The organism is Sphingomonas epibiotica (assembly GCF_039615155.1).
In the GTDB taxonomy this organism is placed as follows: domain Bacteria; phylum Pseudomonadota; class Alphaproteobacteria; order Sphingomonadales; family Sphingomonadaceae; genus Sphingomonas.
This window is the reverse complement of sequence record NZ_JBDGHY010000004.1, coordinates 456,530-474,631: the sequence shown is the minus strand read 5'-3', so window position 1 is coordinate 474,631 and position 18,102 is coordinate 456,530. Positions and strand designations below refer to the sequence as shown.

The window sequence follows — 18,102 nt, the reverse complement described above, 5'->3', positions numbered from 1 at the left end:
GCGGTGGCGGGCGAATTGGTCAGCAAAGTGTTCGCGTAGCCTGTCGCCGTCTCTGCCTTCGATTGTAAAGCACCTCGCCGCGCGATCAATATCGCATTGCTCCACCGTCACCGGCGCTTCGTTCGTGGGGGTCATGCGGCCTCCGTTGCCGGCACATAGCCGGTGCAGTGTTCGGGAAGGTTGGCGCGGGCCAGCACCTCGGACATGTTCGGGCAGACCGAGTTGCCGATCTTGGCGATCTGATGCGACTTCGGGAGCGGACCGTAGCGCCGGTTGCCGTTGTCGGTGAGGTACCAGCACGTTGGATCGAGGATGTAGCTCGCTGGGAAGCCCTGCGCTGTGGCCAGTTCGCGCGGGGTCAGCATCCGCATACCGATGTCGACCAGCACATAGGTCGCGGCGTCGATCGTCACCGTCACCACGGCGAAGCGGTTGCGCGTCGTGACCGTGCCGAGCGGCCGGTCGATGGCCTGCCCCTCTTCCTCGTTACCGTAGTATTTCACGAGAAAGGCGGCGGTCTGAACGGCGCGATCGAACATGTCGGCCGGCAAGGCGTCCGCATCGATGAGGACCGTTTGAACCAGTTGCTGTTGCGTGCCGGTGCCGGTGCTGGTGCTGGCTGGAAGCGTCAGCGATCGGCCAGCTTTGACGCCGACGCGTTCGGTGTTGTGCTGGGCCATGAAGGCAGCGACCTGGGCGAAACCACCGCCGCTGCTAGTGATGGTGCGCAGAGGATCCTGCACGTCGAACGCGCGTGTTGCGCGGGTGCTGGTATTATCGGTGCTGACCAACGTCCCAGCGACGACGCCATGATGCCCGCTACAAGTTATGGTGCCGAGCGGCGCCCGGGCGTCGTCGCCGACCGAATGCCGACGCAGGCGAAGCATGTTCGCCGCGACCAGATTCTGATGCGCGCCGCCGGCAGTGATGGTGTGCGTCGGTTCGTCGATCGCGGTGTGCGGCTTGCCCGCGTTCCGCATCGTCATGACGTGCGGGACGACCGCCGCGAACTCTCCACCTTTCGCCGTCGTGATGGTCCGCAACGGTTCGTCCGCAGACCATGCACGGTCAGGGTTCCACGTTGTATTCGTCACCGGCACGATGAACGGCCGCGCGCTTTTCACGACGTAGCGCATCACGCCTGCGGCGATGCGGCGGCACGTCGCAGGCTTCAGGTCGCGGGTGCGATCGAAGATCGAGGGGCACTCGATCGACCAGTCGATGCACTCGGCCGCCGTGCGGCGCGGTAGCAGCTTGCCCGCTTCCACGTCCGGCGATCCGGCCCTGCCGCGCGTCGGTGTCGGCCAGACGATCGGGCGGCCGTCACGGCGGGCGATGAGGAACAACCGCTTGCGACTGGTCGGCGCGGCCGGCAGGACTTCGCCGTCATAGTCGGCGGCGACCAGTTCGCGCCATTCAACCTTGTACCCCTGCCGCCGGATGCGGGCGACCCAGAGCTTGAACTCCTCGCCCTGCCGTTCCTTGATCGGCTTGCCTTCGGCGTCGAGCGGCCCCCACTGGCGGAACTCTTCGACGTTCTCCAACATGATGACCATCGGCGCCCCGCTGCCGCCGGGCGTCGCGCGCTTCAGGCGGTCGATCCAGTGCGGCACGATGTGCGCCAGGTCGCGGATGTTCTTGTCGCGCGGCTTTCCGCCCTTCGCCTTGCTGTGATGCTTGCAGTCGGGGGAGAACCACGTGAGCAGCACGGGCGCGCCGCCGGTAGCGTCGAGCGGATCGATCGACATAATCGACTGGCATAGGTGTTTGGTGTGCGGATGGTTGGCAGCATGGACCGCCACCGCCGCTTCGTCGTGGTTCACGGCCACGTCGACCGATCGGCCGAACGCGGCTTCCAGCCCGGTCGACGCGCCGCCGCCGCCCGCGAAGTTGTCTATGATGAGGGGGGGCATCAGTTGACCTCGGCCAAAGCGAGCGTGGCGAGGCGGTGACGGGCAAGCATCTGTAATGCGCCGTCGTTCGAGTCTTGATCCTGCGCGATCTCTTTCGCGCGGTCGGCGGGGAAGCCTTGCGTGAACAGGCCGCGTTCCAGTTCGGCGCGATCGGCTGCGGTCACTTCGACCAGATTGATCCCGGTGCAGTCCATGACCGGTCGGCCCTGTGCGGGCGGCTTGGCATTCAGGGCGGCTTCGATCACGGATGCGACCGAGTCCATTAGCACGCGGGCGAAGTGAACCTGTCCGGCACGGTTGGCGGGGAACAGGTCCGCGGCGTACATCCGCAAGGATTGCGCCCCCATGGCCAGCCCTTCGCGTGATCCGTCCGCTTCGCGGTTGGCTTCGTCGAAGGCGCGATACGTGGCCTCGGCTTCAGCCAACCGGGCGTCGGCGCTGTTGGCGGACGACAGGTAGCGGTCGAACTCGGCGTGGTCAGGATGACCCTCGCGCGCAACGGCCCACGCCCGCTCGATCACTGCATCGGTGAGCAACTGGCCGTTGCGACGAAAGGCAACGTCGGCATAGGCGGCGAAATAGCCTGTTTCGAAAAAGAATTGGGCGGGGGTGCGCGACAGGGGCGCTTCGGTGGTGTCGGTCACTGGTTGCCTCGCAGGATCGAGAGGGCGGCGGTCAGGGTCGTGAGCAGCGCCAGCGACAGGACCGCGATGAGGATGCGCCACAGGCTGGGGCGGCGGACGGCGGGGCGGCGGGTCACGACAGCAGGTCTTCCACGTCGTGCCCGGGGAAACGGCCGATCAGACTCTCGGCGCGCGATAGCCAGTTGTTGGCCGCATCGACGGGCGACCAGTGTTTCCAGTCGATCGCCGGCACGGTGATGCCTTCCAAGCACGACCAAGTGTCGTCATGGGGCGGCATCATCTCCTGTTGCTCGGCCGCAAGCAGTTGCAGATCGGCGCGCTTGACCAGCGGGTGTTCGCACTGATCGCCCAACAGGAACCGGTGCGCGATGATGTTCGCGATGTCCTGTTCGATCTGTTTGTAGGCCGGCATCAGCGATTTCAGCGGGCGCGTCATGTCGCCGATGAACGCCTCGGTCGCGTCGTGCATGAGCGCGGCGAAAGCCAAGGGTTGAGGGACGAGCCAACTGGCGTGCCATGAATGCTCGGCGACCGAATAGAAGCGGTCGCACTGTCCGGCGAACCGGCAGGCGTTGCCCAACCCGCGCGCGATATCGAGCAACGTGAACCGACTGCCGGCCGGATCGAGGAAGTCGAGATAGTGGCCGCTGCCCAACAGGATCGTCGGACCGGTCGCGGTTTTGATGCGAGAATCAGACATGTTGGACGCTCCATTCCGGGCCGCGCCGCAGAATGCGGGCGATGCGGTGACGCTGGGGGATGACCGTCGCGGCGATCGATCCGACCGCGACGACGAAGGCGCTGGCGAACAGCGCGTGGCAGGCGAGCGCGATCACGCGGCGTCCGCCACGCGAACGTCGCGCATGATCGGGAAGTGGTGGTGGATGATGGGGGCGGCGCCATCAGCGCCGGCCGCGCAAAGGATGGCGGCCTCCGCCACGGCCAGCATGGCGCGGGCCTGTTCGGCAAGGTCGGCGGCGCTAACGAGCGACGTGCCAACCTGCACGCCGTTGTGGTCGAGGTAGCGGATCGCGAGTGCGGCGTTGGGAACGCCGACGCCGGTCAGCGTGCGCGCGGTGGCGTACAGGTCCGTGATGAATGGGGTTTGCATTCGGCAACTCCGGCCGGTGCATCCGGCAGGGGCCATAATGCGATCATCGCATTGCCCGCGTCAATCGAGAAAATGCGATGATAGCAATTTGCTGATTCCGGATTGATATCGTTCTTTTTCTGTTCCAGTTTTGTAGCACAGGTTACGGAAAGAAGGGGAAGGCGATGTTCGCCGTGCCGTCGTATCGCGCGAGGTGTTTTGATCGCCCAGTCGGCCCATGGCGGGAGCGGTACAATGAGGCCTGCCTCGATTTAGAGGCTGCCGATCTGGCGTCGCGCGACGAACGCGGTCAGCTCTTCATCACCGTTCCGGGCGATGTACAGGTTTTGTGGGATTACGACGCAGTGGTCACCGCTACATGCGCGAGGCGCGCCAGATGACGCGGCCGACGATCGAGAATGCGGTGCCGTCACCGATCGTGATCTCGACGTGCGCCTTGTTGTTGGAGCAGGGGACAAGGCGCGCGGGGTCGGTAGCGAACTGCTTGAATGTCGTCTCGCCCTCGTCATTCAGCACGACGTAAAAGCGGCCTGGGAACAGTGCTCTGTCGCTCGGGTCGACAACAACAGTCCCCCCATCTTCCACGTAACGATCCATCGAGTCGCCAACCACCCGGAGTGCGAATGCGCCCTTTGGGATAGAGGGGTCGGGTGACGGAAGGTGGCCGATGGGCTGCTGGATCGCTTCCCGCCAATTTCCGCCGCTTACCTGCCCAATGATGGGGATCGGTGTTGCGATCGGCGCATCGATTGTGACGGCCGTCCCCAGCCAGTCATGGATTGCAGCCGCCTCCTGTGCCTTCAGCACGCGCTTCCCGGTCAGTATCTTAGAGACCGCTGTCGGGTCGATGTTCAGGAGGTTCGCAAGGTCGATGTTGCGCTTGCCATGGCGCTTCATCAGTTCGCGAAGTTCGCCCGGAAGGTGGATACTGACCATCGTTCTATGAAGCGGATGGTTGCGAAGATCGCAAATGCCATTATCGCAAATTTCCACTTGCGGTAGAAGTGCGATCATCGCATTATTGCGGGCATGGACACGGTTTCCCCTGAAATCACATGCCGCGTGCTCGCGGGTTTGGACGGAACGACCGCCGTCGCCAAGCTGCTGAAGCTGCCGACCTCGACGGTCCATAGCTGGCGGCGCATCGGTATGACCCCGTCCCGCGCCGATCATCTGAGGCTGGCCGCTGAGGCGGCGGGCAAGTCCGTCGACTTCGAGACCGGCCACGTCGCCGAACAGGTGCCAGCATGAACGCTGCGGTCGTACTGCTGATCGCGGCGGTCGTTGGACCGATTGCCGTCATAGAAACCCGGCGCAAGCGGCGCGACTGGTGCAATACGGATCGGATCGGGCTGCATGATGGCTTTTCGTATCGTGCGCCTGATCATTCCGCATCTGGAACGTCCGCCGATTTTTCCAGCGACTTCGGGGGCGGCAAATGACCAGTCCCGTAGTGCGCGGACGGATGCTCAAAATCCGTACCGGCGAATTGATCGAGCGGATCGGCAAGCTGGAAGCGGCGGCCGACTTTTGTCGGACGGGCAAGACGGCGCTGGCACAATATGCGTCGCTTTCACCGGCCGATGGCGACCGTTTCGCACCGATCGATGTCATCCGCGACCTTGAAGCGGTGGTCGGCGATCCGATCGTCACCCGGCATCTGGCCGTAGAGGCCGGCGCGGCGGTGGTCATGGTGCCGGCTTCCGTCGCGGCGGGTGCTGACCTGCTGTCGCTGCTGGCGTCGCAGTCGCGAGAGAGCAGCGAACTGACTGCTGCGCTGTGCCTTGGACTGGCGGACGGGCGGCTGTGTGCGGCCGAAGCGCGCAAGGCGCGCGAAGAGGTCCGCCAATTGGTCGCGGTCGCAATGCAGATGGATGCCGAACTGGCGCTTATCGTGGGAGAGGACGCATGACAAAGCTGTACCTGCCAGCGCAGGTGCCGAACGAAGGGGCGCGGCGTCTGGCGGCGTTCCTGACAGGCACGACGGCCGCGCGGGCGACTCGTGCGCTAGGCGCAGCCGGGCTGGATGCGGGGCGGCTTGATCGCCTAATCACCGGGGAATTGATCCCCGGTGCCGACGAACGCTTCGCGATCGCGTGCGCCACCGGCCATGCGGTGCTGGTGCGAGACTGGTCGTCGCAAGCTCGCGGTCGTTGGGGCGATCCGGTGCCTGCGCGGACGATGCGGCAGGCAGCGTGATTGACGAAGCCCCTGGAATGGTCGCGGACCCGGCGCGGATCGACGCATGGATGGAAGTCGCACGTCCGGGCGATCGGTTCGTCTATGCTTCGCGCCAGTTCCTGCCGGCGGGGTGTCGCGCGGGCAAGCATATGCGCCAACTGGCCGACCGGGGGCTGGTGACGCTGTCGCAGAAGCGATCGACGCTGGATGCCAGCTTTTTCAACTACACCGCGCATCGAACTGCCGCACCTACAGCCCTGACCCGTCCGGTTCGGGCGACTCTGGCGCTGGCGCCGGTTGACCTGACGTTGGATGAGGCCGCGACCACGGACGCGCTGCTGCCGGTGCTCACACGCTTTGCGCATCACGGTCGGCCCTGTCCAACCGATCGACAATTGGCGGTTCGTTCGGGTCTGACTGTCGAGCAAGTGCGGGACGCGCTGGTCTCGATGGCGGCGGCGCATCTGATCCGCGTCCAGAAAGTGGCGGCGCCAACGCAGCGCCGCATCATCATCGTGGCGACCGGCCATATCACGGGAATTGCAGCATGACGAAGAAGGCATCTGGCGCGACCGTGACGCGGTCGTTTGAAATCGACGCGCCCAGCTTGCGCGCAGGGCTGAAGGACGTTGGCGATATCGTAGAGAAGCGCACGACGATTCCGTTGCTGTCGAACGTGCTGATGACGGTAACGCCTACGGCGTTGGTGTTGAGCGGGACCGATCTCGACAGCTGGGCCGAACGCCACGTCACGCTCGATGGCGTAGCCGATCCGATGCGGATCACCGTTCATGCCGGGACGCTGGCCAAGATTGCCGACAAGCTGACGGTCAGCGACCCGGTGCGCCTGGCGCTTGCGGATGGAAAGCTGACGGTCAGTGCCGGCCGGTCGCGCTTCACGTTGCCGACGTTGCCCGCAGACGATTTCCCAGCGGCTCCGGAGAAGGTGTGGGACGCGGAGTTCGAGATACCGGCCTTCAATCTGGCGGCGGCTTTCTCGACCGTAGCGTTCGCCGTGTCTTCGGATGAGACGCGCTATTACCTCGGCGGTGTGCTTGTTCACACGGCCGGCGGGGCGGATTTGCGGTTCGCGGCGACCGACGGGCATCGCCTCGCTCGCGGCGTCGTAGCGTTGCCCGATGGGGCCAAAACGCTACCGGACATCATCATACCGACGAAAACCGTCAAGGTTCTGGTGACCCTGCTCGGACGCCACGAAGGGCAAGTGACCGTTCGTGCCTGTTCGTCGGCCGTGGCGTTCGAGATAGGGGAAACGACCCTGCAGGCGAAGGTCATCGACGGTACGTTTCCCGATTATACGCGGGTTATCCCCACGCATTACGATGGTTTGCTGAAGGTCGATCGGGAAACCCTGATCGCTGCCATCAACCGGGTGACGACGGTATCAAGCGACAAGGTTCGCGCGGTGAAGATGAGCATCCGCGCCGACGCTGTCGCGTTGTCAGTGTCCAGCGCCGAGCATGGCACTGCCGATGAAGAAATTCCGTGCGACTGGTCGGCAGCACCGCTGACGATCGGCTTCAATTCCCGGTACCTTCTCGAAATCTTGGGGCACCTGACCTCGATCGAGGTCGAGGCGACATTTACCGATCCCAAGGGGCCGGTGTTGTGGCGTGACCGCGAGAATTCGCCCGCGACGTTCGTCATCATGCCGATGGCGGTCTGACCATGTCCGATGTCGTCGATTTTGCAACGCAGATCGAAGCGGATCGGATCGCCCGTGGCATTGCTGCGGCGTCGCAACCGATGGCTGTCGGCGTCGCTGGCGAGTGCGACGAATGCGAATGGTGGATGCCTCGCTTGGTCGGCGGCCTATGCCCCTATTGCCGCGATGGGCGACCGCGTCCTGCCGACTGGGAACCCCCAGTCCCCCCAAACTCTTCGTCGGCGCCGGTTGCGCCCGCTATCAGCAAGGAACCCGCACCGATGCCCGCAAAATCGATCCAGCTTCCTGCCGCCGCGCAGAACGCCATTCGGAAGGTCGAGGAATTGGCCAAGTCCAAAGGCATTTCTATCGGTCAGGCTGCTGCCGAATTGATCGACCGCGAAATCGCGCTGCCGGCATCAAATGTAGTGACGGTCGACCTTTGCACGATCGGCGTGCCGGCTTTGCTTGATCACCTCCGCGCAGCCTTTGACGATCGCCCCGATCAATCGGCGGAACTCGTCGCACTGACCGAACGCGCGGAGGCGGCGGAAGCCCGCGCAACGGCGGCCGAAGAGAAACTCGCCCAGTTCAAGGCGCTGCTCGCCTGACATCAACCCCGCGCATCTGCGCGAACAGGGGACCGATACTGTGTCGTCCAATTCCACGCTGTCGCCTATGGGGCAGGCGGCGATCGCTTTCGCACGTCGGGGGTGGTTCGTCTTTCCGTGCAACGTCCAGAACGGTCGCCCCCTAGTCGGTGGTGACCGGGACGACGACGGTAATGTCATCAAGAATAGCGGCGGCCTGCACAAGGCGACGTGCGACGAAGCCCAGATCGAGGCTTGGTGGCGTCGTTGGCCAGTCGCCCAGATCGGGCTGCACTCGGGGGTTAGCGGCCTGCTGCACCTCGATTTCGATCCGCGCGTCGACGAAACCGTCGATCCCGAAACGGGCGAGGTCCTGTCCGACACATGGACGGTCGACCGGCTGAAGGCGGCGTTGCTCGCCCAGATGGGCGAGGCGCTGCCAGCAACGCTCACGTCTGTTACGCCGTCCGGCGGGGAGCATCATTGGTTCCGGATGCCAGCGGGCGAGCCGATCGGCAACCGTGGCAATCTACCCAAGCATATCGATGTCCGTGGGCAAGGCGGATACATTATCGCACCGCCATCCGAACGGATCGGCGATCTGGATCAGGGGGGGAAGAAAGGGCCTGGGGCCTATCGCTGGCTTTCGGGTGACTGGATCGATTCTGATGCGGTCGCCGAAGCGCCGGCTTCCTTGGTGCGGATACTCCGCGATCGGACGAAGCCCGTTGCGGACCGACCGGCGCAGCGCCGCGTCACGGGGACCGCGACGATCGTCGGCGATGTCGACGATGATGTTCGTAAATACGCGCTCGCCGCGCTCGACGGCGAATGCCGGGATATCCAGACGGCTGCCTCGGGACAGCGCAATGCGCGGTTGAATGAGGGCGCGTTCAAGGTGGCAACGCTGGTCGCGGCCGGCGCGCTGTCCGAAGTCGTCGCGCGTAGCAGCGTTGAGGCGGCCGCGCGTGCCAACCCCGGCAGTGATGATGAGCGCCAGTTGATCGCCACGATCGACAGCGGATGGACAGCCGGACTAGCAAATCCTCGCGATCTCGCAGAGATCGCGGCATCATCGCGTTCCCGCCGGGAACGCGGGCCACCTCGATCCTCCCGATCTTCTCCCCCCGCCCCCGGTTCGACGGTTGATGGCAAGCCATCCTCCCAAGCGGGAGGCGCGGACGTACATGTCGGTAGAAAGGGGGCCGGGGACGATGAACTGACTCAGGAATGTGCGTTCCTGCCGCAAACCGACCTTGGCAACCTGCAACGCTTCCTGCGGAGGTACGGGCGGGATTTCCTCTATGTCGAGCAATGGGGCTGGCTGGCATGGGACGGGCGTCGTTGGAACCGCGACATGGCGGTCAGCCTGCTCGGCCGCGCGGTGCAGGACACGATGCGCGCGATACAGGAGGAGGCGGCGTTCGTCGAGGCAAGCGGCGTGCCCGAGCCGGCGCCGGACGGGCTAGATGCGTCCCAGATACTCGCCCACGAGGCGCAGCAACAGCGGCGGCTCGATCGCGTGTTGAAGGTGCTGCGCGACGGGACGGTCATCACCTTGTCGAGCACGATCAGCAAATGGGGGCGCACGTCCGAAGGTGCCGGACATATTTCGAGCCTGCCGAAGCTGGCGGAGGCGCGCCTGTCAGCGCGGCCGGCGGATTTCGATGCAGACCCGCTGCTGGTCAACATGGCGAACGGGACGCTTGAATTCACCCGGCCGGACGGTGATCGAAAGGCCAGTGTTCGCCTTGTCGAACCGCAACGCCGGCATCGCATCACGAAGGCCGGTACGGCGATATTCGATCCCTCGGCGGCGTGTCCGTCTTACGATGCTTTCCTCGCTCGCGTGCAGCCGAAGGATGAGATGCGCGGGTTCCTCGACGTGTGGGCCGGGTACAATATGCTCGGCGATGCCAGCGCCCAGAAGATGGCGATCTTCTATGGCGAAGGGGCGAACGGCAAGGGCGTGTGGATCAATACGAAGCGCGCGATCCTTGGCGACTATGCCTGGGCCGCCAGCATCAACACGTTCATGGATTCGGAGCGGTCGCGCAAAGGTTCGGACGCATCGCCCGATCTGGCGGCGCTCGCCGGCCGGCGCATGGTCTATGCGAACGAAGCGGAGCATGGGAGCAAGTTCAGCGACGGTCTGGTGAAGGAATTGACCAGCGACGAACCAAAAGGCGGCGTGCGCGAACTGATGAAGCCGCCGTTCGAATTGATCATCACGTTCAAGAACACGATCATCGCCAACACAAAGCCCGGTATCGGTACCGATCATGGTATCCGACGACGAATGCAGTTGGTCCCATGGGACGTGATCATCCCGGACGAAGAGCAGGACCCGCAACTGAAAGCGAAGCTGGTGCAGGAAGCGAGCGGCATCCTGAACCGGATGGTCCGGGGTGCAATCCAGTATCTCGGCACCGGTCTGCCATTACCCGAGACGATCAAGGAGGCGACCGAGGCGTATCTCGATGAGAACGATATCCTCGGTAAGTTCCTGTCGCTCTGTATCGAGCGCGTACCGGGCGAGACGATCGGATCGAGCGCCCTGCACGAACTGTTCGCAGCATGGCAGACGTGGGCGCAGTTGCTGCCGGCGAGCGGAAAGCCATGGTCGCCGAAATATCTGGCGTCGCAGTTGGAGCGCAAATCCTTCCGCAAGCGCAAGTCCAGTTCGATGGTATGGGGCGATATCTGGCCGCTATATGCGGCTGACGACTTCGTGCGGGATGGTCGACCGGTCGAGAACGACCTGCCGCCGCCGCGCCGCAAGGCCGGCGGGAATGCGCCTCCCGGACCCTCCAATTCGGGGTTCGATGAGGATGATATTCCGCCCTGATCCTCCCAACCTCCCGCCGATGGGAGGATCGACATACCTTGGGAATGGCGGTTTTCTGCGGGTTTGGGAGGTTGTGGGAGCTTGGGAGGCAGAATGCAGCCCGGTTCCGTAGCGCACAGATATGCGGGCGCGCGTGCGAGATTTACCCGCGTTTTCCTTCCCACCCTCCCGAAAGATATCTAAATGACTGATAACACTACATTCTATCCTCCCAATTGCCCTCCCATCGTTCGGGAAGGTCAAACCTATCCTCCCATACTGGGGTTCGAGTATGTGGAAGACCGTCTGGTCGAGGCGGTGCGCACCTGCCAGCGCTACCCGGACCGCGAGCGCGGATGGCAACGCATCCGTTCGGCATGGCCGGAGATCACGCGCGATGTGTTGGCAGGCGATTACGATGCGCGCGGGGGCGATGGCAGTAGCAGCGATGTAGCCCTTCGCTCGGCCGCGATGACCCGGCAGGATGTGGCGGAGATGGAAGAGGCGTTCGCTTGGCTTGATCGTGTGGACCCGGTTGACCGGAAGCTAATTGGACTTGCCATTGCCCAGTTGGCGCGTGGCACTCGCGAGGTGCGGTGGAGCAAGCTGTTGCCGGCCATGGGGTTGACGAAGGGTGCGGATGGCCTTCGGATGCGGTACGGGCGTGCGATCACCGCGATATGCAACGCAGTAAATGGCGGAAATCCACAGCGCGACGTGTCAATGGGGTAAAAGTGCGTCGGCGAACATTTTACCTGTTCGCCTATCGCTAATTTTTCGTCTATTTCCCGTCATGCTGGGACGGGCCTTCGGGAACGGCACAGCAACCCCCAATTCTCCCTGAGCCTCGCAGCGCCCCGTCTGGCCTCGGTCCGGCGGGGCGCTGCGCGTTTGTGCCATGGCAAAGCTGACAACGCTCAAGCCCAGACTGTCGCCTCTCCGCTCGAAACTGTCCGCGCCTTCGGGGCGGCAGGCATATGATGCGGACCGGGATCGGCAGGACTGGCGGCGCTGGTACAAGACGGCACGCTGGCAGGCATTGCGGTACGCGGTGCTGACCCGCGATCTGTTCACCTGCCAGTGGCAAGGGTGCGGTCGTGTGGAGGCTGACACGTCGTTGCTGGTCGCCGACCATCGGCGTGCGCACCGTGGGGATGAGAAGCTGTTCTGGGATGAACGCAACCTTCAGACGCTGTGCAAGCCGTGTCACGACAGCCGGAAGCAACGGCAGGAGCGGCGCGGCGACCGCTGACCGGCAGGACCGGGGGGGGGTAAAAAGTCCAGGGGGTGCTGGTAGCCTAGACCGCATCCGATGCCACGCGGAGAATTTTTTTGTCGGACACGGGAAATCCAGAGGTCGACCTGTTCGGCGATCCCGTTGTGCTGCGCGCGGAAGGTCGTGGGCGGCCCGAGCATCAGTGGAGCCGCGAAAACTCGAACAGGGTGCTGTTGGCCTTCGCCGCTGGTTACAGCGTGAAGGAAGCGGCAACGGCGATTGGGGTCTCGGTCCCGACGCTGCGGAAGCATTATTTTGCCGAGGTCGCAAAACGTGAGTCCGCCGCTCTGCGGATGGAAATGTTACAGTTGGCCCGGCTGAACGATGCCGCTGGCGCGGGTAAGACCGCTGCCGAGAAGGAATTGTTCAAGCGGCTCGAAAAGGCGCGGCTTCGTGCCTTGTCGCAGACCGTCGCATCGCCGGAACCGGCGGCGCAGTCGCAACAACCCCGCCCCCGCAAGGGGAAGAAGGAAGCTGCGATCGAAGCCGCCGCGCAGGTGGACGGCATTTATGCGCCGCCGCGCCCGCCGTCGCTTCTGGTGAACTGACCCGATGAAGCCGCCAGTCTGGTCAACCGCGTGTCCCGACTGGGAAACGCGGATCGTCGAGCGGCGCTCGCTGGTGCCGATCGCGCCGCTGTTTCAGGCGGAGGCGGACGCGGCGCTGGCTGTGTTCAAGTCGCTGCGGATCGTCGACGTGCCAGGCATGCCGACGTTCGGCGAGGCGTGCGAGCCGTTCGTGTTCGACTTCGTCGCCGCGATCTTCGGTGCATACGACGCCGAGACCGGCCGCCGGCTGATCACCGAATTCATGCTGTTGATCAGCAAGAAGAACGCGAAATCGACGATCGCCGCCGGGATCATGGTCACGGCGTTGGTCCGTAACTGGCGGCACAGCGCCGAATTGCTGGTGCTGGCGCCCACAAAGGAGGTGGCGAACAACGTCTTTACCCCGGCGATGGGGATGGTGCGGCACGACCCTAAGTTGCGGGAATTGCTGCACGTCATCGAGCATCAACGGGTCATCAGGCATCGGGTGACCGAGGCGGAATTGAAGGTGGTCGCGGCCGACACGGACATCGTGTCTGGCAAGAAAGCCGCCTTCATTCTGGTCGAGGAACTGTGGATTTTCGGGAAGAACCCGAAGGCCGATGCGATGCTGATGGAAGCGACCGGCGGCATGGTCAGCCGCCCGGAAGGGTTCGTCGTGTTCCTGACGACCCACAGCGACGAAGCGCCGCGCGGGATATTCAAGGCCAAGCTTGATATCTTCCGTGGCGTTCGCGACGGGACGATCGTCGACCCCCGCAAGCTGGGCGTGCTCTACGAATGGCCAGCGGCGATGATCGAGGCCGAAGCCTATCTGAAGCCGGAAAATTTCTACGTCACCAACCCGAACATTGGCCGGTCCGTCGATGCGGTCTGGCTCGCCGAAAAGCTGGCCGAGGCTGTGCAGGGCGAAGATGGCAGCAAGCAGGTGTTCCTCGCCAAGCACCTGAATGTCGAAATCGGAATGCGCCTCGCCCGCGACCAGTGGACTGGAGCGGTGTTCTGGGACGGGGCGGCGGAAACCGCCCTGGCAACGATCGACGCGTTCCTTGCCCGGTGCGAGGTGGTGGTTGCCGGGATAGACGGCGGCGGTCTCGACGACCTGTTGGGCTTGTGCCTGATCGGCCGCGAGAAGGGTTCGAAACGGTGGCTGGTCTGGTGCCATGCGTGGGCGTGGTCAATCGTCTGGAAACGGCGGCAGGACATTGCCACCAAGCTGGACGAACTGGTCGAGGAAAGGTCGCTGACCCGGTGCGAGTTGCCGGAGTTCGCGACGATCGATGTCGACGCGGCGGATGCCGCCGATGACGCTGACGCCGAACTGACCGAGGATTTGCGGGGCGTTGCGGACATTCTTGTCCGCGTCCGCGACGCCGGGCTGTTCCCGGCGGAAGGCGCGATTGGGCTGGACCCGGTCGGCGTGTCGGTGCTGGTCGACGAACTGGCGTCGTCGGAATTCACCGACGAGCAGATGGTCGCGATCGGACAGGGGTTCAAACTATCGAGTGTGGTCAAGGCGACCGCCCGCAAGCTCGCGGCGCGGACGATGCGACACGCGGGCACGGCGCTGATGCGCTGGTGTGTGGGTAACGCGAAGATGGAACCGCGCGGCGCGACCGCCGTGGCGATTGTCAAGCGCGAGCCGTCAGCAAAGATCGACCCGCTGGCGGCCATGTTCAACGCGGCCATGCTGATGAGCCGCAATCCGGAAGCCATGGGAGGCAATGTGGACGATTGGATCGCATCGCTTCGGGCGACGGCATGACGGGCTATACGCTTTCCGCCCGCGCTGCGGCGCTCGAACGGCAGTGGAATGCGGCACGGCTCGCCGGAAAGGACATCGAGGGGCTCGAGTCGTTCGTTACCGGTCGTTCCGATCGCGACAACCTTGTCACCAACCGCATCACGACCGAGGCGTACGATGACGTCCGGTTCCTGCGGCGTAGCGCGGCGCTCGGACTATCGGCGACCTGGGCGTGCGTCAGCTTCTGGGCAGGCAACATCGCGTCGCTCCCGATCTACGTCCAGCGCCCTGGCCCCGGCGGGGTTGCCATCAACGACACCAGTCACCCCCTGCATGAATTGCTGCACGACAGCCCGAATTACGACCAGAGTGCCTTCGATTTCTGGGAGTTCATGGCCGCCAGCATCGAACTGCACGGCAACGCCTATGCGGAGATGTTCTTCGGGACCGGCGGCAATCTGATCGCGTTGGAGCCGATCCTGTGCCCCGACCGCGTGCAGGTTCGCCGGCTGTCAAACCGAGATCTTGAATATCGCTGGACCGCCGACAGCCGGTCGCGGATCGAGACGCAGCAGCGCATCCTGCATGTTCGCGGGTTCGGCGGCAGTGCGCTGGGCGGAGTTTCGCCGCTCGCCGTCTGTCGCGCGACATTCGATACCGCGACATCGGTCGACCGAGCCGCTGCGAAGACGTTCATCAACGGCGTTCAACCGTCCGGCGTGCTGAGTACCGAGCGCATCCTGACCGCGTCCCAACGCAAGGAACTCGAAGACCTGCTTGTCGAGAAGTTCGTCGGCGCGCGCAACGCTGGCCGGCCGATGCTGCTAGATAACAAGCTGTCGTGGCAGCAGTTGAGCATCAACCCGGTCGACGCGGAGATGCTCGAAAGCCGGCGGTTCTCGGTTGAGGACATCTGTCGGGTGTTCGAGGTCGACCCGCACCTTGTCGGCCAGGCGGTCGGCAACACAACGCTCGGCAGCAGCATCACGGAACAGACGAATAGCGTCATGAAGTTCAAGATGCGCAAGCGGCTGAAGCGAATGGAAGGTGCGCTCGGCAAGCAATTGCTAAGCCGCGCCGATCGTCGCGCTGGTTTCGCAATTCGGTTCAACGTTGAGGCGTTTCTTCGCGCCGATTCGGTCGGCCGGGCGAACTTCTACGACAAGATGAAGCCCTTCATGACGATCAACGAGGTCCGCGCGCTGGAAGGCTGGGCGCCGGTGCCAGGCGGCGATGCGATCTACCGCCAGATGCAGGACGTGGCGCTCGGTGACCCAACGCCTTCCCCGGAGAAACCGTGATGTTAGACGAACTAGACTTCGCGCTCGACGCCAAATCGATCGACGATGATGGCAATATCGAAGGCATCGCGATCAGCTACGGCGACGTCGACCACGGCGGCGATATCGTTATGCGTGGCGCGGTGCAGTTGGAGGGCCGCAAGAGCCTGCCGATGCTGCTGCACCACGACCGCAAGCGACCGGTGGGTGTCTGGACGCAATTCGACGATCGCGCCGACGGCATGCATGTCAAAGGGCGTTTTTCGACGTCGTCGGCGGGCCGCGAGGCGCGCGAGGACGTGAAATCTGGGGTCATTACTGGCCTTTCCATGGGGTTCATCACCCAAGCGCGCCACTTTGAGGGCAAATCCCGGCACCTGACGAAGCTGGGATTGCACGAAATATCGCTGGTGACGGTACCGATGAACAATCGGACCCGAATCACCGGGTTCAAAGACATTCTCGGCGCCGGCGACATGCCGACTGTCCGCGATCTTGAGGATTTCCTGCGGGACGCCGGATTTTCTCGAACCAAGGCAGCGGCAATGGCCGCAGCCTGCACGCCGCATCTTCGGGGGGAACCCGAGGCGAAGGCGATCGACGACTTGCGAACCTTGGACACGATCCTTCGCGGGTAATCATCCTCTCTGCCGAAAGGGCAAACAATGCGAACGACGATCCTGATGGCCAGCGCGGTTGCGCTGGGCCGAGTGGCGCTGCTCGGGCCGATGACCGGTGCCGAACGGGCGAAGGGCCGCTACATGCGCTCCCCCGACGGCCATAACGGCAGAAGCGTCTCGGAAATCGCGACCGAACTGAAGACTCACTTCGATAACAAGCTGAACGAAGTGAAGGGTATCGCCGAAAACGCGCTGGGCAAGGCCGAGCGTGGCGAACCTCTGACCGGTACCGCCAAGGAACTAGCCGACCAGGCGCTGTCCGGCCTAACCGAAATCAAGACGCGCATGGACGACTTCGAACAGAAGATGGCCCGTACCGGCGGCGACGAAGAGCAGGACCGCAGTGTCGGCGCGCAGTTTGTCGAAAGCGAGGAGTTCAAGGCGCTGGGCGGCAACATGGCGCAAGGTCGCACCGTGACCGTCGAAATGAAGACGATCACCTCGCTGTCGACCAACGCCGACGGCTCAGCAGGCGCGCTGGTCCGTGCCGAGCGGGTTCCGGGCATGCTGACCAACCTGCAGAACCGTCAGTTACGTGTGCGCGACCTGATCGCGCCGGGCACGACGTCGTCGTCCTCGATCGAATATCCGCAGGAAACCGGCTTCACCAACGCGGCCGGCATGACCGCGGAAGGTGCGCTCAAGCCGGAATCCAGCCTGAAGTACGGGCTGAAGCAGGCCCCGGTCCGCAAGATCGCGCACTGGATGCGGGCATCGTCGGAAATCCTCGCCGACGCGCCTGCCTTGCAGTCAATGATCGATGAGCGCTTGCGTTACGGCCTCGCCTTCAAGGAAGACGGGCAGCTGCTGAACGGTGATGGCGTCGGTCAAAACATCCTTGGCATCAATGCTGTCGCTTCGCCCTATGCAAAGCCAACCGGTGCGGTCGTTGCGGGCGAAACGCCGGTCGACCGTCTGCGGTTGGGCATGTTGCAGGTGTCTCTTGCCGAATACCTTTCGACCGGCTTTGTGCTGAACCCGATTGACTGGACGAACATCGAACTCGTGAAGGACGCGGCCGGCGGCTACATCCTCGCCAACCCGGCCGGGCTGACCGGTCCGACCCTCTGGGGTCAGCCGGTCGTGCAGACCCAGACGCAGGCGGTCGGCAAGTTTACGACCGGCGCGTGGCGCATGGCCGCCCAAATCTTCGATCGGATGCTCGCGGCGGTTACCGTCTCGAGCGAGGACCGCGACAACTTCATCGCGAACCTCGTCACCATCCTCGCCGAAGAGCGGCTTGCGCTGGCGATCTATCGCCCCGAGGCGTTCGTCTACGGCAACGTGAACCCCTGATCCTCCACATGGGGGTGGGTGTAGCACCCACCCCTTTCCTGAGGGGCGCTTCCGCCCTTCTGGAAAGGAGAAGCCCCATGAAGCACTATCGTTACGAGCGCGATCTCGAAGGATCGCCGATCGGCACGGTCCGCAAGATGACCGCCGCGGAGGCTGAGCCGCTGTTGAAAAGCGGCGCCGTCGAAGAGACCGACGAGGACGTGACCGAAGACGCGACGCCGGACGAAGCGTCGAAGCCGTCCGTCACCACCGAGCAGAAGCCCGCTCGCCAGTCGCGCCAGCAGCGCGCCAACTAGTTCTTCACGTCGTGGGGCGGCGGCGTTTGCGCTGACCGCTCTACACCTTT

Annotated in this window: 22 protein-coding genes; 16 read left to right on the top strand and 6 right to left on the bottom strand. The window is 64.0% G+C overall.

What is annotated here, in order from left to right; translation table 11 throughout:
* Positions 1 to 131: 131 nt before the first annotated feature.
* The 6 genes from AAIO73_RS10980 to AAIO73_RS10955 form a co-directional block, all read right to left on the bottom strand.
* Positions 132 to 1,913 (bottom strand): DNA cytosine methyltransferase, encoded by a 1,782-nt coding sequence (locus AAIO73_RS10980; protein WP_345878029.1) that lies wholly within the window; start codon positions 1,911 to 1,913, stop codon positions 132 to 134.
* Positions 1,913 to 2,557 (bottom strand): hypothetical protein, encoded by a 645-nt coding sequence (locus AAIO73_RS10975; protein WP_345878027.1) that lies wholly within the window; start codon positions 2,555 to 2,557, stop codon positions 1,913 to 1,915. Before AAIO73_RS10975 ends, AAIO73_RS10980 begins: the two co-directional genes overlap by 1 nt.
* A gap of 112 nt (positions 2,558 to 2,669) precedes the next feature.
* Entirely contained in the window at positions 2,670 to 3,257 is a 588-nt protein-coding gene (locus AAIO73_RS10970) for an HD domain-containing protein (protein ID WP_345878025.1), read from the bottom strand.
* Positions 3,250 to 3,393 (bottom strand): hypothetical protein, encoded by a 144-nt coding sequence (locus AAIO73_RS10965; RefSeq protein WP_345878023.1) that lies wholly within the window; start codon positions 3,391 to 3,393, stop codon positions 3,250 to 3,252. The genes AAIO73_RS10970 and AAIO73_RS10965 overlap by 8 nt, the downstream gene beginning before the upstream one ends.
* A complete protein-coding gene (locus tag AAIO73_RS10960) occupies positions 3,390 to 3,668 on the bottom strand; it encodes a hypothetical protein (RefSeq protein WP_345878021.1) in 279 nt (92 codons plus the stop codon). The genes AAIO73_RS10965 and AAIO73_RS10960 overlap by 4 nt, the downstream gene beginning before the upstream one ends.
* 354 nt (positions 3,669 to 4,022) lie before the next feature.
* Positions 4,023 to 4,682 (bottom strand): LexA family protein, encoded by a 660-nt coding sequence (locus tag AAIO73_RS10955; RefSeq protein ID WP_345878019.1) that lies wholly within the window; start codon positions 4,680 to 4,682, stop codon positions 4,023 to 4,025.
* A 48-nt stretch (positions 4,683 to 4,730) separates the two neighbouring features.
* On the opposite strand from AAIO73_RS10955, the gene AAIO73_RS10950 reads away from it, so the two are divergent.
* From AAIO73_RS10950 to AAIO73_RS10875, 16 genes are all read left to right on the top strand, one after another.
* Positions 4,731 to 4,919 (top strand): hypothetical protein, encoded by a 189-nt coding sequence (locus AAIO73_RS10950; protein WP_345878017.1) that lies wholly within the window; start codon positions 4,731 to 4,733, stop codon positions 4,917 to 4,919.
* The gene (locus AAIO73_RS10945; protein WP_345878016.1) at positions 4,916 to 5,110 is read left to right on the top strand and encodes a hypothetical protein; all 195 of its coding nucleotides are present in this window, start codon (positions 4,916 to 4,918) and stop codon (positions 5,108 to 5,110) included. Before AAIO73_RS10950 ends, AAIO73_RS10945 begins: the two co-directional genes overlap by 4 nt.
* Positions 5,107 to 5,580, top strand: a complete 474-nt coding sequence (locus AAIO73_RS10940) for a hypothetical protein (protein WP_345878015.1) — start codon at positions 5,107 to 5,109, stop codon at positions 5,578 to 5,580. Before AAIO73_RS10945 ends, AAIO73_RS10940 begins: the two co-directional genes overlap by 4 nt.
* Complete coding sequence (locus AAIO73_RS10935) at positions 5,577 to 5,867, top strand: hypothetical protein (RefSeq protein ID WP_345878013.1); 291 nt, start codon at positions 5,577 to 5,579, stop codon at positions 5,865 to 5,867. Before AAIO73_RS10940 ends, AAIO73_RS10935 begins: the two co-directional genes overlap by 4 nt.
* Complete coding sequence (locus AAIO73_RS10930; RefSeq protein ID WP_345878012.1) at positions 5,864 to 6,400, top strand: hypothetical protein; 537 nt, start codon at positions 5,864 to 5,866, stop codon at positions 6,398 to 6,400. The genes AAIO73_RS10935 and AAIO73_RS10930 overlap by 4 nt, the downstream gene beginning before the upstream one ends.
* Positions 6,397 to 7,536: a DNA polymerase III subunit beta gene (dnaN, locus tag AAIO73_RS10925; protein WP_345878010.1), complete on the top strand. Its 1,140-nt coding sequence runs from the start codon at positions 6,397 to 6,399 to the stop codon at positions 7,534 to 7,536. Before AAIO73_RS10930 ends, dnaN begins: the two co-directional genes overlap by 4 nt.
* 260 nt (positions 7,537 to 7,796) lie before the next feature.
* Positions 7,797 to 8,126 (top strand): hypothetical protein, encoded by a 330-nt coding sequence (locus tag AAIO73_RS10920; RefSeq protein ID WP_345878009.1) that lies wholly within the window; start codon positions 7,797 to 7,799, stop codon positions 8,124 to 8,126.
* A gap of 40 nt (positions 8,127 to 8,166) precedes the next feature.
* Entirely contained in the window at positions 8,167 to 10,953 is a 2,787-nt protein-coding gene (locus tag AAIO73_RS10915) for a phage/plasmid primase, P4 family (protein WP_345878007.1), read from the top strand.
* Positions 10,954 to 11,136: 183 nt separating this feature from the next.
* Positions 11,137 to 11,664: a hypothetical protein gene (locus AAIO73_RS10910; RefSeq protein WP_345878005.1), complete on the top strand. Its 528-nt coding sequence runs from the start codon at positions 11,137 to 11,139 to the stop codon at positions 11,662 to 11,664.
* Between the two features lie 166 nt (positions 11,665 to 11,830).
* Positions 11,831 to 12,184 (top strand): HNH endonuclease, encoded by a 354-nt coding sequence (locus AAIO73_RS10905; RefSeq protein ID WP_056455265.1) that lies wholly within the window; start codon positions 11,831 to 11,833, stop codon positions 12,182 to 12,184.
* A gap of 128 nt (positions 12,185 to 12,312) precedes the next feature.
* Entirely contained in the window at positions 12,313 to 12,756 is a 444-nt protein-coding gene (locus AAIO73_RS10900; RefSeq protein ID WP_345878003.1) for a hypothetical protein, read from the top strand.
* A gap of 4 nt (positions 12,757 to 12,760) precedes the next feature.
* The gene (locus AAIO73_RS10895; RefSeq protein WP_345878000.1) at positions 12,761 to 14,521 is read left to right on the top strand and encodes a terminase large subunit; all 1,761 of its coding nucleotides are present in this window, start codon (positions 12,761 to 12,763) and stop codon (positions 14,519 to 14,521) included.
* The gene (locus AAIO73_RS10890) at positions 14,518 to 15,801 is read left to right on the top strand and encodes a phage portal protein (protein WP_345877999.1); all 1,284 of its coding nucleotides are present in this window, start codon (positions 14,518 to 14,520) and stop codon (positions 15,799 to 15,801) included. Before AAIO73_RS10895 ends, AAIO73_RS10890 begins: the two co-directional genes overlap by 4 nt.
* Positions 15,801 to 16,418: an HK97 family phage prohead protease gene (locus AAIO73_RS10885; protein WP_345878054.1), complete on the top strand. Its 618-nt coding sequence runs from the start codon at positions 15,801 to 15,803 to the stop codon at positions 16,416 to 16,418. Before AAIO73_RS10890 ends, AAIO73_RS10885 begins: the two co-directional genes overlap by 1 nt.
* Before the next feature lie 27 nt (positions 16,419 to 16,445).
* On the top strand, positions 16,446 to 17,756 hold the full coding sequence (locus AAIO73_RS10880) for a phage major capsid protein (protein WP_345877998.1): 1,311 nt from the start codon (positions 16,446 to 16,448) through the stop codon (positions 17,754 to 17,756).
* A 77-nt stretch (positions 17,757 to 17,833) separates the two neighbouring features.
* A complete protein-coding gene (locus AAIO73_RS10875; protein ID WP_345877996.1) occupies positions 17,834 to 18,052 on the top strand; it encodes a hypothetical protein in 219 nt (72 codons plus the stop codon).
* Positions 18,053 to 18,102 lie beyond the last annotated feature (50 nt).